This is a genomic window from Prevotella sp. MGM1 (assembly GCF_002933775.1).
Taxonomy (GTDB): Bacteria; Bacteroidota; Bacteroidia; order Bacteroidales; family Bacteroidaceae; genus Prevotella.
Map to the genome: position 1 here is coordinate 49,050 of NZ_BEWV01000201.1, position 13,724 is coordinate 62,773.

Consider the following 13,724-nt stretch of genomic DNA (forward strand, 5'->3'; position numbering starts at 1 on the left):
AAGGCATCGAATATCCGATTATATTCGATGCCTTTAACATTTGTCTACATATAATTAAAATTGCTGTAATCGTGCGATGTATTTACCTATAATGTCAAATTCCAGATTAACGGTTGTTCCTACTTGGATGTCGCAAAAGTTGGTATGCTCAAATGTATATGGGATTATTGCAACTCTGAAAGAATTTAACGTGGAGTCACATACGGTTAGTGAAACTCCGTTGACGGTTATGCTGCCTTTTTCAACAGTGAGATATCCCTGACGTACCATTTCTTTATTCTCTTTATATTCAAAAGTGAAATATTTGCTACCATTGGCATCTTCAATTGCCGTACAGACTGCAGTCTCGTCAACATGACCTTGCACAATGTGGCCGTCCAGCCTGCCGTTCATCATCATTGAGCGTTCCACATTCACCTTATCACCGACAGTTAACAATCCCAAATTGCTGCGTTCGAGTGTCTCTTTCATGGCCGTAACAGTATACGTATCATCGACAATGTTGACAACCGTAAGACAAACTCCGTTATGCGCTACGCTTTGGTCTATTTTCAATTCTTTTGTGAATGAGCATTTCAGAGTGAAATCGATATTCTCCCTATCTCTGTTAATCTCTACTACGGTGGCAAACTCTTCTATAATTCCGGAAAACATTCTGATAATATGATTATTGGGTTTAAATAAAAAAGGACGTATCGATGATGTGATGAAAACTCCTGTAAAATAAGGTTTGAGAACTCTCACTGACTTTGTAATCCACCGGCATCATACAATGCAACTCCGTTTATAATATAAGAGATGTGGCCCGCCATTGACAGGAGTATATTCTCGGTTTTCAATTTAATTGATGAGTATCCCAATCTAATCGATACGTCCTGTTCTTTCTCCTTTTCGTCATGCAAAGGTACTTATTAAATTTTATATGGCAAAGTGTTTAACTCTTTTTTATTTATATTCAAATTGCCGATGAATTCTACAACTAGGAATAAAAAGAATGGCAGTAAACTAAGAATTAATAAAGATATTCCGTTATTTATAGGAAAAGTTGTACTTTTGCAGTTGTTTTTATAACATCTATTGTTTTATGTTTGGAAAGAAGAAAAGATGGCATATAATCCGTGAACATGGCATCACTGAAATGGATAAAAAAGTGATGTATTGGGAGAATAAAGGGAAATTGGTGCCTACGCGTGAATTAATAAAAACTCCGGAACAGATAGAGGGTATTCGTAAGAGTGGCGTTATCAATACAGGTGTATTGGATGAGGTCGCAAAGCATATTCATGCAGGAATGACCACTCTTGAAATAGATAAGATATGCCATGACTACTGTATTTCTCATGGTGGAACGCCTGCATGTCTTGATTATGAGGGATTTCCCAGAAGTGTATGCACCAGCATAAACGAGGTCGTGTGTCATGGTATTCCGAAAGAGGAAGATGTATTGCAGGAAGGGGATATTGTGAATGTTGATTTCACGACTATACTCGACGGATATTATGCAGATGCATCACGTATGTTCATAATAGGTAAGACAACTCCTGAAAAAGAACAACTTGTAAGGGTGGCAAAAGAATGTCTCGAGATTGGAGCAGAGGCTGCCAAACCATATTGTTTTGTCGGAGACATTGGGCATGCGATACAAAAGCATGCCGACAAGTATAATTATGGAGTTGTACGTGATCTTTGCGGTCATGGGGTGGGGCTTTCATTTCATGAAGAACCGGAAGTGTCTCATTATGGATATCGTGGAACCGGCATGCTTTTGGTTCCAGGAATGGTATTTACCATTGAACCTATGATAAACATGGGGACATGGAAGGTATATATAGACGCTGATGATAAGTATGGATGGGAAGTGATTACAGGAGACGAAAAGCCAAGTGCACAATGGGAACATACATTCCTGATGACGGAACATGGTGTTGAGATTTTGACCAGATAAACTATGGCTGAGAATAAAAGTATATATATATTAGGTATAGAGAGCAGTTGTGACGACACCTCGGCGGCAGTGTTACGTGATGGAGTGTTATTGAGCAATATCACTGCAAGTCAGGATGTTCATCGTGCCTATGGAGGGGTGGTGCCGGAACTGGCATCAAGGGCACATCAGCAGAATGTGGTTCCAGTGGTTGACCAGGCTATCAGGCGTGCCGGAATAACGAAAGAACAGTTGTCGGCTATTGCTTTTACGCGCGGCCCAGGTTTGATGGGCTCTCTGCTTGTAGGTGTGAGTTTTGCAAAGGGGTTGGCAAGGTCTCTTGGTATTCCCATGATAGACGTAAATCACCTTCAAGGTCACGTCATGGCCCATTTCATTAAAGAAACGGATGATGACAAATCGGCTCCCCCAATGCCATTTCTTTGTTTATTGGTGAGTGGGGGCAATTCTCAGATAGTCAAGATTTCAGCATATAATGAAATGGAGGTTCTAGGACAGACCATAGATGACGCGGCTGGTGAGGCGATAGACAAATGTTCGAAAGTGATGGGACTCGGGTATCCTGGCGGTCCTATAATAGATAAGCTTGCCCGTCAAGGTAATCCATATGCCTATAAGTTTGCAGAGCCGCAGATACCTGGGTTGGATTATAGTTTCAGTGGATTGAAGACATCTTTTCTTTATTCTCTTCGCGATTGGGTGACCGACGAGCCGGATTTTATCGAGAAGCATAAAGAGGATATAGCAGCAAGTCTGGAATATACCATTGTGGATATTCTGATGAAAAAAATACGTAAAGCCGTGAAACAAACGGGAATAAAACATGTTGCCGTGGCGGGAGGAGTAAGTGCGAATAACGGTTTGAGGGCGGCTTTCCGTGAGCATGCCGATAAGTATGGATGGACTATTTACATACCGAAATTCAGTTATACAACAGACAATGCGGCTATGATTGGAATTACAGGCTATTTTAAGTATAAAGACGGAGACTTCTGCTCGATAGATAAGCCCGCCTTTTCAAAAGTTACGTTTAAATAACAATACAATGGATTTTGAAAGTAAAATAATAAGCAGGGAGGTTAGTCAACTGCTTTGGGAAAAAGAAAAAACAGTGGGAACGGCCGAGAGTTGCACCGGAGGACGTATTGCCGAGGCAATAATATCAGTGCCCGGTGCTTCAAAGTATTTCAAGGGTGGCATTATATCATACACAAATGAAGTTAAAGAGCATTTATTAGCAGTCTCTCATGAGTTAATAGAAGAAAAAACGGCTGTTTGTGAGGAAGTTGCGGTTGCTATGGTGAAAGGTGCATGTGCTACATTGGCAACCGATTATGCAATTGCAGCGACAGGAATCGCAGGTCCGACCGGTGGTTCTAAGGATGTTCCGGTTGGTACGATTTGGATTGCTTGCGGCACACCGCAAATCGTAAAGACATTCAAAGTAGAGGAAGATCATGGTCGTGATATAAATCTTGCCATTGCGACAAGTAAGGCAATGTCCATGTTTTGGGAATTCCTTAAAGAGGAAGGAGAAGATATTGAGGCAGAGGAAACCAAATAATAGTCAACAAGTTGGCTTGAATATAAATATTTCTTAAAATATATATTCTTTAATACAAAAGTTTGGCTTTTCTGAAAAAAAATGCTAACTTTGCACCCTGTTTGGAATAAGTTACAAAAAAGGAAACAAAAAATTAGATAGAAATGTCGAAAGTTTGCCAGATTACAGGAAAGAAGGCACAGATAGGTTGTAATGTGTCTCACTCAAAGCATCGTACAAAGCGCAGTTTTGATGTAAACCTTTTCAGCAAGAAATTCTACTATGTGGAGGAGGAATGCTGGATTAGCTTGAAAGTAAGTGCTGCAGGTTTGCGCTTAATTAATAAAGTAGGTCTTGACGCTGCGTTGAAGCAGGCTGTTGCCAAAGGATTCTGCGAGTGGAAAGATATTAAAGTAATAGGAGATTAATACCATGGCAAAGAAAGCTAAAGGCAATAGAGTGCAGGTTATTCTTGAATGCACTGAGATAAAGAACAGTGGTATGCCGGGTACAAGCCGTTACGTAACCACAAAGAATCGCAAGAATACTCCGGAGCGTATGGAATTGATGAAGTACAATCCTATCTTGAAGAAGATGACACTCCACAAGGAGATTAAATAATTTAAATAAGCACTTAAAACATGGCAAAGAAAACCGTCGCAACCCTCCATGAAGGCTCAAAGGATGGTCGCGCTTACACAAAAGTTATTAAGATGGTAAAAAGCCCGAAGACAGGTGCTTACATCTTTGATGAGCGAATGGTTCCCAACGAAGCTGTAAAAGACTTCTTCAAGAACTGATTTTATTTATAGGATATATAAAAAACGGGGTTATGAATCATTCTCATAACCCCGTTTTTATTATCTTTTTTTATTGTAGAAAAATATAAAAACTAGTTTGTTTTAAGTTATTGTATTATAGTTCAATATTATTTATATATGGATTCATTGCGATTTCTTCTCCGATTGTCGTTTTAGGGCCATGACCAGGCAATATGACAGTGTCTTTGGGTAATACTTTTGATATTTTCATCAGACTGTCTTGTATGTCCGAATAGCTACCAAAGTCGAAGTCAGTGCGTCCTATGCTCATACGAAATAAAGTATCTCCTGAAAATGCGATATTTTCATCCTCGCAATAGTAAAAAACAGAACCGGGAGTATGGCCTGGGGTCGGTATGATTGTTAGTTTGTGGGAACCGAAAGATATGTTGTCATCGTCTTTTAAATATTTGCCTACCGAAGGAAAGTCATAATTCAAGCGATAGTTGCAGAAACTCATGGCCTGTTCTTTCAGGCTGTTCATAAGACATTCGTCTTTATAATATACTTCCGGTTGAATTCCCAAATACTCAAATATGGTGTTATTACCAAAGTTGTGGTCTATATGCGCATGGGTGGCAAGCAGATGCTTTATGGTTATTTTGTTATTTGTGATATAATCAATGATTGCCTTACGCTCTTCTTTAGAAAACGTACCACAATCAATAATGACACCATCTTTGGTTTCATCACTTACTACATAACTGTTTTCCTGAAAAGGATTACATACAAATCTTTCTATATTCAACATTCTGATTTATTATTATATTGATATTTATAGATAATAGTTATATTTAAAGTAAGAATTTATACTTTATCATGGTTTTAAGAAGGCTGATACCAATGCTAAATAGCATGAATTCATATAGGCAGATAAACAACATATTTGCCTTTGAACCATTCTTCGGTGAACCAATCTACAATTTCAGTAGTTTCCACAATGTTTTTATATGGACGCAATTCCTCTTGCAATTCACCTCCTTTAAGGCTGATTATTCCATTCGGAATGGCGTTTTTATTTATCCTTGATATATTTTTATGCATTATTTTTGTCAGATCGGATAGGGGCATTACCGCACGACTGACAATGAAATCATATTTATTTCTTTCATCTTCACCTCTCAAATGCTCTGGAAAGCAGTTCTTAAGCCCGATACTTCTTACTATTTCAGTCGCCACACGGATTTTCTTTCCAGTTCCGTCAATTAGCTTGAACCTACATTCAGGGAACATGATAGCCAGTGGAATGCCAGGAAATCCCCCTCCGGTTCCAAAGTCAAGGACATTTGTTCCTGGTTTAAATGTGATGTATTTGGCAATGGCAAGTGAATGAAGGACATGATGCTCATACAGATTTTCGATGTCCTTACGGGATATTACATTGATTTTCGTATTCCAATCAAAATACAAATCATAAAGAGCCTCGAATTGTTCTATCTGTCTTTCTGTTATATTCGGAAAGTATTTAAGTAGTTGTTTCATTATTATTTCTTTAATAAATCATTAATATCTGAATATGGTATGTCTAATTCTGTAATGCCATTTGAATATGGGGCTATTTCATATACATTATATATGAATGTGATTGAATGTTCTTTCATAATGAAATTGTCAGATGGAAAAATATCTGTTGTGCACAAATACCCTTTGTTTTGCAATTCAAGAATACCAGTGGCTTCGGTCTTTTGTTCAAGTGCATTAAACAAAATGTCGTTAAGTCGCCTTTCAAATCCGGGTACAAATATGTCTTTCAGATATATATTTTTTCCTGTACTAACATCAAAATTCATGGAAAAGATCTGCTTTATACCATGTGCTCCGCCCTCATAGAAATTTAATGTTGCTATATATGCTGTATAATCATCGTGTTCTTGTATTATTTCTGTTGATATGGAGTATCTGTATTCATACCATTTATGTTTGGATTTATCGTTTTTATCATGCTTATAAAGTGGAGCCAAGGTTTTAATATACCCTTTACAATATTGACAAATAAAAGAATCCACTGCTTGTTCCATCGGAACGTTGCTGATATCCAAAAGCCTTTTTGATATTGTGTTATTTATATTTGTACCTCTGTTGCTATTGTCTTTAATGTAATGAACGGAAAGCTTGACGTTGCATGATGGTGCATTTGGACTTTGGTCAATATATAAAGTCTTGTTTTTATTTATTTTTTGAAAATCAAGCAGTTTTTCGTTTTCAATGCCGGAGGAACATGAACACAATATAAATAATAAAACGATAACTGATGTTATGGTACAATTTGGTTTCATAAAAACTGGATGAGAATATTAAATGCAAATATAGTACAAATACAACTAAATACAAAATAAAATATGAGTTATTATAATAAAAATAACTAACTTTGCAGACCTAAAAAACAATAAGTAAATGAGTAAGTTTAAAGCAGCCTTGTTTGATTTGGATGGTGTGGTATTTGATACTGAGCCGCAGTATACATTCTTTTGGGGAAAGCAATGTCGTGAGTTTCATCCAGAGAGGCCAGGATTGGAAAAAGATATAAAGGGACAGACATTAACACAGATTTTTAATAAGCATTTCTGTGGGGATTTGGAAGCTGCACAGCAACTAATAACGAACAGACTGAATGCTTTTGAGAAAGAGATGTCATTTGATTATGTTACAGATTTTGATTGTTTTGTAAGTCTATTACGTGAGAATGGAATAAAAACAGCTGTAGTTACAAGTTCAAACAATGCGAAGATGCAGAGTGTCTATGCGAAACATCCTGAGTTTAAAGGCTTGTTTGACGCAATTCTTACATCGGAAAATTTCACACAAAGTAAGCCACATCCGGATTGCTATTTGACGGCCTCAAAGCTTTTCGAACTTGAGCCAAAAGACTGTATTGTATTTGAGGATAGTTTTAATGGCTTGAAATCCGGTCGTGCAGCCGGAATGAAGGTGATCGGATTGTCTACTACCAATACTCCAGAAGCAATAAAACCGTATTCCGATATGGTAATAGCCGACTACTCGAAACTGAGCATAGAGACATGTGAGAGTTTATTATAATCTAAATATTGAATTATGGCAGGCTATTTAATTAGTGATATGCGTAAGGTTACGACGCATCGTTTTATTGAGATGAAGCAGAAAGGAGAGAAAATATCAATGCTTACATCATATGATTATACTACAGCCGGGATTGTAGACAAAGCTGGTGTAGATTGTATTTTGGTCGGCGATTCGGCTTCAAATGTAATGGTTGGTAATACTACAACATTGCCAATGACGGTTGATCAGATGATTTATCATGCCCGTTCTGTCATGAGAGCTGTAAATCGTGCTCTTGTTGTCTGTGACATGCCGTTTGGCAGTTATCAGGCTGATTGCTACGATGGGGTGAGAAATGCTATTCGCATTATGAAAGAAAGCGGATGCGATGCCTTGAAACTTGAAGGCGGAATTGAAATTATTGATACAATAAAGCGTATTCTTGATGCCGGTATTCCCGTGATGGGACATCTAGGTTTGACTCCTCAAAGTATTAATAAATTCGGTACTTATACCGTTCGTGCTAAGGAAGAGGCAGAAGCAGAGAAACTTCTTAGTGACGCAAAAGCGCTCGATGAAGTAGGTTGTTTCGGTGTCGTTTTAGAGAAAATTCCGGCTAAACTAGCCTCAGTGGTATCCAAGGAAATTTCTGTTCCGACAATAGGCATTGGTGCAGGAAATGGGACTGATGGCCAAGTTCTTGTTGTTGCCGACATGTTGGGTATGACCCAAGGATTCAGTCCACGCTTTTTACGTCGGTATGCAGACCTAAACGGCATAATGACCGAGGCAATAGGCCATTATGTTGATGATGTAAAGAATGGAGATTTTCCAAATGAAAAAGAATCATATTAAGATTCATAACAATCAAAAAAAATGCTCGAAGATTTATTTGTCTTCGAGCATTTTTTTGATTGTTATTTGTATTCCTCTATTTGTATATAAATCTTCTTATACTCTTCTTGGGCGTTTTTTCGAATTCCTGTTCATGTATTTCAATATCTGACAATCTGGAATATGCGGGTAGTATATTATTTAGTTCCACTCTGTTTTGTTCCATAATTCTTTGAAGTTCGTCATTATCAGTTCCCACTGCATCAGCCTCTTCGTAGTCCGGATATATAAGGGCTACGAGTTTATTATCGCGTTGTACCACAATGCTTTCTATAACCATGGGCATAGAATTAAGTTTATCTTCTATTTCCTCTGGATAGATATTCTGGCCATTAGAACCGAGAAGCATATTTTTTGAACGTCCCTTTATGAATATATTGCCTTCATTGTCCATTACACCTAGGTCTCCGGTGTGATACCACCCTTGTCTGTCTATTGCCTGTTCTGTTGCTTCCTCATTTTTATAATATCCCAGCATTACATTGAGTCCGCGTACAAGAATCTCTCCAGGAATATTATTAGGGTCTGAACTGTCTATTTTGACATCCATGTGAACGACCGCACGCCCACAGCTTCCAGGAATGAAAGTCTTATAGTCCGAGTACGATATTATTGGTGCGCATTCAGTCGCCCCATATCCAACAGTATATGGAAATTCAATCTTTTTTAAGAATGCCTCAACCTCTTGATTAAAAGCCGCTCCTCCGATTATTATTTCATAAAGATTCCCTCCAAATGCATTAAGAACCTGCTCTCTTATTTTCTGCAGTACTTTTTTGTTTATAATAGGCATGTTGAGCAGAAGTTTTATGCGGTTATTTTGAAGTTTTGGGAGTACTTTCTTCTTGATAATCTTCTCTATTACCAGCGGAACGGCAATTATGATTGATGGCTTTATATCAGCAAATGCCTGTGCTATAATAGCGGGGCTTGGTATTCTTGTAAGATAATAAATATGGCATCCGTGCATAAATTCAAATATAAATTCGAATGCCATACCATACATATGTGCCATCGGGAGTATGCTTATGACCTTGTCGCCACGTTTGATAGTTTTGCCAAGAACTCCTTTGGCAAAATCGTAATTGCTCCATAATGCCCGATAAGGAATCATCACACCTTTTGAAAATCCAGTTGTCCCACTTGTATAATTTATCATGGCCAACTCTTCGCTGTTTGTCTCTTTATAATAATGTACATGCTCCTTACGGAAAAATTTAGGATACTTTTTTCCAAACATTTCATTTAGATGTTCACGTGCATATGTCAGTTTATCAGTCCTCGATACAGCAAGCGAATAGTCCGGTATGTTTATAATACCTTCAAGAAGTGGCATTTTGGTTGCATCTATTATTGTTGCGACGATATCTCCTGTAAATAGAAACTTGGCCTCACTGTGATTGACAATATTATGAATTTGGTCAGCAGTAAATTCATGTAGGATTGGAACGGCAACGGCACCATAGGTCAATGTTGCTAAAAATGCTACGGCCCAATTAGCACAATTTCTTCCACATAATGCAATTTTATCACCTCGTTCCACTCCGCCATTTTCAAACATGATGTGCAGTTTTTCTATTTTCCTTGCCACATCATGATATTGCAGTGTCGCTCCTTTATAGTCGGTAAGGGCATCAAATTCCCAATTGTCGACAATGCTTTTTTCTATTATCGCATTAAAACTCGGTATTGTTTGCATGGTGGAATTTTTTGATTATACGTCTTTGTAAAGATATCTTTTGATACTCTTTTTGGGAGTCTTTTCAAATTCATTCTTATGGATCTGTATCGCTGACAATCTGCTATAAGCCGGTAAGCTATTGTTTACTTCCAATCTGTTCTGTTCCATGACATGTTCGATGTCTTCCATGTCAAGCCCCATTATTTTAGCTTCTTCAAAATCAGGATGAACAAGAGCTACAAGTTTTTCTCCCTTTTGAATAATAATACACTCGCTTATCAATGCCATTGAGTTCAGCTTATCCTCAAGTTCTTCTGGATATACATTCTGGCCGTTCGATCCAAGTAGCATGTTTTTAATGCGTCCCCTAATAAATACATGCCCATCGGAACTCATTGTGCCTAAATCTCCCGTATGATACCATCCTTCATTGTCAAGTACGGCTCTTGTCGCTTCCTCATTCTTATAATATCCAAGCATCACGTTTGTGCCTCGTGTGATAATTTCTCCGGGTATATTCTCCGGGTCATTGCTGTTTATTTTCACTTCCATGTGTTCTACAGGTGTACCGCAACTTCCGGGTATGAAGTCTTTATAGTCGCTGAATGTAATGAGCGGTGCGCATTCGGTCGCTCCATATCCCACCGTAATTGGGAATTCTATGCTTTTTAAGAAACTCTCTATTTCCTGATTTAGTGCGGCTCCCCCGACAACGACCTCGTATGCGTTTCCGCCAAGTGCCTGATGAACACTCTCACATATTTTCTGCTTTATCTTTTTACTGATTACAGGCATGTTGAGCAGCAATCTCATTCTATGGTTTTGTATTTTGGGGAAAACACTTTTGCGTATTATTTTTTCAATAATAAGCGGTACTGATATTATTATTGCAGGTTTTACATCATTGAAAGCCTGTGCTATGATTGCGGGGGACGGCAGGCGGGTGAGGAAAAACAGATGGCATCCGTGACAGAATGGAAATATGAACTCCACTGCCATACCATACATGTGTGCCATCGGTAAGATACTCAATGTGTTGCTGCCTTGTTTTATATGTGTACCAATTGTGGTGATACAGAAATCAAGATTGCCCCATAATGCCCTGTAAGGTAACATTACACCTTTTGAAAATCCTGTCGTACCACTTGTGTAGTTAATAAGCGCAAGCTCTTCCGCACTATCCTTGTAGTATTTCACATCATCAGCTCTGAAAGCTTTTGGATATTTCTTTCCGAAAAGTTCATTAAGATGTTCGCGTGCGAACGTCAATTTTTTCGAGCGTGAAATCATCAGTGAATAATCTGGAATGTTGATTATTCCTTCAAGTGACGGCATACTTTCTGGAATGACAGATTTCACCACCACATCACCGACAAAAAGCAATTTTGCCTCGCTATGGTTTACAATATTATGTATCTGCTCTGAATTAAACTCGTGAAGGATTGGCACAGCCACTGCTCCATAGGTCAATGTGGCAAAAAAAACTACAGCCCAATGTGCGCTGTTCCGGCCACAAATAGCTATGCGGTCACCACATTCGACACCACTATGCTGGAATAGTATATGTAATTTTTCTATTTTTCTTGCAACATCATGATATTGCAGTGTTGCTCCCTGATAATCTGTGAGAGCATCAAGATGCCAGTTATTTACGATACTTTCCTCTATATATGAGTTAAAACTTTTAAAAGATGTCATTGCACAAAAATCAAAAATATGTGCAAAGATACTCTATTTTCTGCACATTTCCAAATTAAATGTGCAAAAATTATAATCTCTTTATCCATTTGGCGGCTGATACCATGAAAGCATACTGGGCCAAACCAAAATTTATCTGTATCTTTGTAGTATGAAACAGGAGATAAAGAAAAGAACGTATGAAGAGATTTTCAACACATTTACTCATTTGGCTGGAGTGGTATTGACACTTTCTTTAGCATGGATAATTTTGGATTTGGGATATAATTTAGGTTGGCAACATGCTTTCGGAGTCACTGTTTTTACTTGTGGCATGATTATAATGTTTGCTTTCAGTACTATCTATCATTGGTGGATGCCTGGCAAATACAAGCAGTGGTTACGCATATTTGACCACATTGGAATATATGTGATGATTGCCGCATCATACACTCCCATATGTATAGGCGTGGTTGGCGGAGCCTTGGGGTGGGCTGTTTTTGGATTTTTATGGTTTGTTGTCATTTTAGGAACAGTATATAAATTGAAAGCCTTAGGAAAATATCCCAAACTGTCACTCTTCATTTATTTATTGATGGGATGGTCTGGTGTGATAATAGTCAAACCAATCTGTATGAGTCTGCCGGCAGCCGCACTTTGGTTAATACTTGCGGAAGGTTTGTTTTATACTTCAGGCACATATTTTTATGCCAATGACAAACGGCCGTTTTATCATGGTATTTGGCATATTTTTGTTTTGTTGGGAGCAGCGTGCCATTGGAGTGCCGTATTAGTAATGTTAAAACTTTAGGATGCTAATTGAAAAAACATTCTTAGATAGCTTTCTTTGCAATTCAAAAGAATTTAAGCTGTAAAATGATTATACCTTAAGTCGTAACTTTAACAGGCTAATTTATAGTATATTATGATTATGTAGCTAAATTGTTTTATTTTTTTAAGACAAAATCGTGTTTATTGCCATCGATTAATTTATAATAATTTTATACTTGGATACTTGCTTGTATTGCATTTGATAATCCATTGTAATGCGATGGGACACTAAATTCGTTATAATTGGTATCTAGATGCAGTGTTCCCCCCCCCAAAAAAAAATTAAGAAAGCTTTTTAAGCCTTGTGGACGCATTTTGAGACGCAAGACAAACTCCCACGCAACAAAAGAAAACCCGTCAGGACGAAAGGAAACGGTAAAAACACAAACGAAGAGAAATACCGGCTCAAGCCGAAATACCTGCAATATCACAATAACCGTTTTAACTCATAGATACACTTAAAACAACAGATGGAAAATATACGCGGCAGAAGCCACGAAAAGGATAAAATAACGAATGCTGGAATATAATGCCCATTCATAACAACCGTATTTCAAAAAAATAAAAAATTAAGAATGAGGGTAGCATCTATGGATGCGATTATAAAAACCGGGGGCTTTGTTGCAATGTTATAAAAGCCTGTATAACGCCCCTATTTAACTGTAAGGATTTCGATTTTATGCGCTCAAATCGCTTTATTTATGCTTGTGCGGTTCGGTATGTTGGTGGCTTTGGTTGGCTTACGCTCGCCTTTTGGTCTGCGTCGGAAGTCGGGGCGCCTGCGGTGACGGTGCAGTTCCCCGCTTTCATCAGCGTTTATATGTATGGATACGGAAACACTTTCTTTAGCCAACACGCCACGGACTTGTTCGGGAGACCATTGATGGTCAATAATCATCTGTTTTATACGCCACACCATCACGCTGTCGAGCTTCTTGCTGGATGTGGTACGCTTTCTGCGCTCAAGGGCTTTTGCATGAGCCTTTTCCCACAGATAGTTGCCTTTGGCTGTGGAATTGCGTTTTAGCTCACGGCAAAGTGTTGACTGACTGCACCCTACAATGATGGCGATTTCTTTTCTCTGAGTTTTTCTTTGCAGTAAGGCGAAAATTTGCGACCTTTGCTGCGAGGTTAATTGTCTGTACATTAGTGAAACAAAGTTAGTTAATCTCAGGGAAACTTCGGTTTCCCTTTTTTGTTCTGTATTGCCAGTATATCCTGCTGCTGGCCGCCCCCGCCGCTTGGGCATCTCCTCGCCAGAAGGAGAGAGGAGAATGAGTAATTCTTATCTCAATGTTTTGCACTTCGATT

General features: G+C 38.3%; 16 protein-coding genes. 9 read left to right on the plus strand and 7 right to left on the minus strand.

Features of this window, described 5'->3' with window-relative positions; translation table 11 throughout:
- Nucleotides 1-54 precede the first annotated feature (54 nt).
- Nucleotides 55-654, minus strand: a complete 600-nt coding sequence (locus MoGM_RS08195; RefSeq protein ID WP_104369589.1) for a riboflavin synthase — start codon at nt 652-654, stop codon at nt 55-57.
- A gap of 430 nt (nt 655-1,084) precedes the next feature.
- Between MoGM_RS08195 and map the strand changes: the two genes are divergently transcribed.
- The 6 genes from map to MoGM_RS08225 all read left to right on the plus strand — a co-directional run bounded on the left by map (nt 1,085) and on the right by MoGM_RS08225 (nt 4,288).
- Complete coding sequence (map, locus tag MoGM_RS08200; RefSeq protein WP_104369590.1) at nt 1,085-1,945, plus strand: type I methionyl aminopeptidase; 861 nt, start codon at nt 1,085-1,087, stop codon at nt 1,943-1,945.
- 3 nt (nt 1,946-1,948) lie between these two features.
- Nucleotides 1,949-2,983, plus strand: a complete 1,035-nt coding sequence (gene tsaD, locus MoGM_RS08205; protein ID WP_104369591.1) for a tRNA (adenosine(37)-N6)-threonylcarbamoyltransferase complex transferase subunit TsaD — start codon at nt 1,949-1,951, stop codon at nt 2,981-2,983.
- Between the two features lie 7 nt (nt 2,984-2,990).
- On the plus strand, nt 2,991-3,509 hold the full coding sequence (locus MoGM_RS08210; protein WP_104369592.1) for a CinA family protein: 519 nt from the start codon (nt 2,991-2,993) through the stop codon (nt 3,507-3,509).
- Nucleotides 3,510-3,652: 143 nt separating this feature from the next.
- Nucleotides 3,653-3,916: a 50S ribosomal protein L28 gene (gene rpmB / locus MoGM_RS08215; protein WP_104369593.1), complete on the plus strand. Its 264-nt coding sequence runs from the start codon at nt 3,653-3,655 to the stop codon at nt 3,914-3,916.
- Nucleotides 3,917-3,920: 4 nt separating this feature from the next.
- Complete coding sequence (rpmG, locus tag MoGM_RS08220) at nt 3,921-4,109, plus strand: 50S ribosomal protein L33 (RefSeq protein ID WP_104369594.1); 189 nt, start codon at nt 3,921-3,923, stop codon at nt 4,107-4,109.
- Between the two features lie 20 nt (nt 4,110-4,129).
- Nucleotides 4,130-4,288, plus strand: coding sequence for a DUF4295 domain-containing protein (locus MoGM_RS08225; RefSeq protein WP_104369595.1), 159 nt, complete (start codon nt 4,130-4,132; stop codon nt 4,286-4,288).
- A 115-nt stretch (nt 4,289-4,403) separates the two neighbouring features.
- Here the strand turns inward: MoGM_RS08225 and MoGM_RS08230 are convergent, their stop codons facing one another.
- The 3 genes from MoGM_RS08230 to MoGM_RS08240 form a co-directional block, all read right to left on the minus strand.
- Nucleotides 4,404-5,060: an MBL fold metallo-hydrolase gene (locus MoGM_RS08230; RefSeq protein WP_104369596.1), complete on the minus strand. Its 657-nt coding sequence runs from the start codon at nt 5,058-5,060 to the stop codon at nt 4,404-4,406.
- A gap of 110 nt (nt 5,061-5,170) precedes the next feature.
- Entirely contained in the window at nt 5,171-5,791 is a 621-nt protein-coding gene (gene rsmG / locus MoGM_RS08235; protein ID WP_104369597.1) for a 16S rRNA (guanine(527)-N(7))-methyltransferase RsmG, read from the minus strand.
- A 2-nt stretch (nt 5,792-5,793) separates the two neighbouring features.
- Nucleotides 5,794-6,585 (minus strand): RsiV family protein, encoded by a 792-nt coding sequence (locus tag MoGM_RS08240; RefSeq protein WP_104369598.1) that lies wholly within the window; start codon nt 6,583-6,585, stop codon nt 5,794-5,796.
- A 118-nt stretch (nt 6,586-6,703) separates the two neighbouring features.
- Between MoGM_RS08240 and MoGM_RS08245 the strand changes: the two genes are divergently transcribed.
- Both MoGM_RS08245 and panB read left to right on the plus strand, forming a co-directional pair.
- Nucleotides 6,704-7,348 carry an HAD family phosphatase gene (locus tag MoGM_RS08245; protein WP_104369599.1) on the plus strand — a complete coding sequence of 215 codons (645 nt, stop codon included), beginning with the start codon at nt 6,704-6,706 and terminating at the stop codon, nt 7,346-7,348.
- 15 nt (nt 7,349-7,363) lie between these two features.
- Nucleotides 7,364-8,185, plus strand: a complete 822-nt coding sequence (gene panB / locus MoGM_RS08250; RefSeq protein WP_104369600.1) for a 3-methyl-2-oxobutanoate hydroxymethyltransferase — start codon at nt 7,364-7,366, stop codon at nt 8,183-8,185.
- Nucleotides 8,186-8,261: 76 nt separating this feature from the next.
- Here the strand turns inward: panB and MoGM_RS08255 are convergent, their stop codons facing one another.
- Together MoGM_RS08255 and MoGM_RS08260 are read right to left on the minus strand one after the other, a co-directional pair.
- The gene (locus MoGM_RS08255) at nt 8,262-9,923 is read right to left on the minus strand and encodes an AMP-binding protein (protein WP_104369601.1); all 1,662 of its coding nucleotides are present in this window, start codon (nt 9,921-9,923) and stop codon (nt 8,262-8,264) included.
- A 15-nt stretch (nt 9,924-9,938) separates the two neighbouring features.
- A complete protein-coding gene (locus MoGM_RS08260; RefSeq protein WP_104369602.1) occupies nt 9,939-11,603 on the minus strand; it encodes an AMP-binding protein in 1,665 nt (554 codons plus the stop codon).
- A 151-nt stretch (nt 11,604-11,754) separates the two neighbouring features.
- On the opposite strand from MoGM_RS08260, the gene MoGM_RS08265 reads away from it, so the two are divergent.
- Complete coding sequence (locus tag MoGM_RS08265) at nt 11,755-12,393, plus strand: hemolysin III family protein (protein ID WP_104369603.1); 639 nt, start codon at nt 11,755-11,757, stop codon at nt 12,391-12,393.
- 705 nt (nt 12,394-13,098) lie between these two features.
- Here MoGM_RS08265 and MoGM_RS13340 read toward each other — a convergent pair.
- On the minus strand, nt 13,099-13,560 hold the full coding sequence (locus tag MoGM_RS13340) for a helix-turn-helix domain-containing protein (protein WP_233210222.1): 462 nt from the start codon (nt 13,558-13,560) through the stop codon (nt 13,099-13,101).
- Between the last annotated feature and the right edge of the window lie 164 nt (nt 13,561-13,724).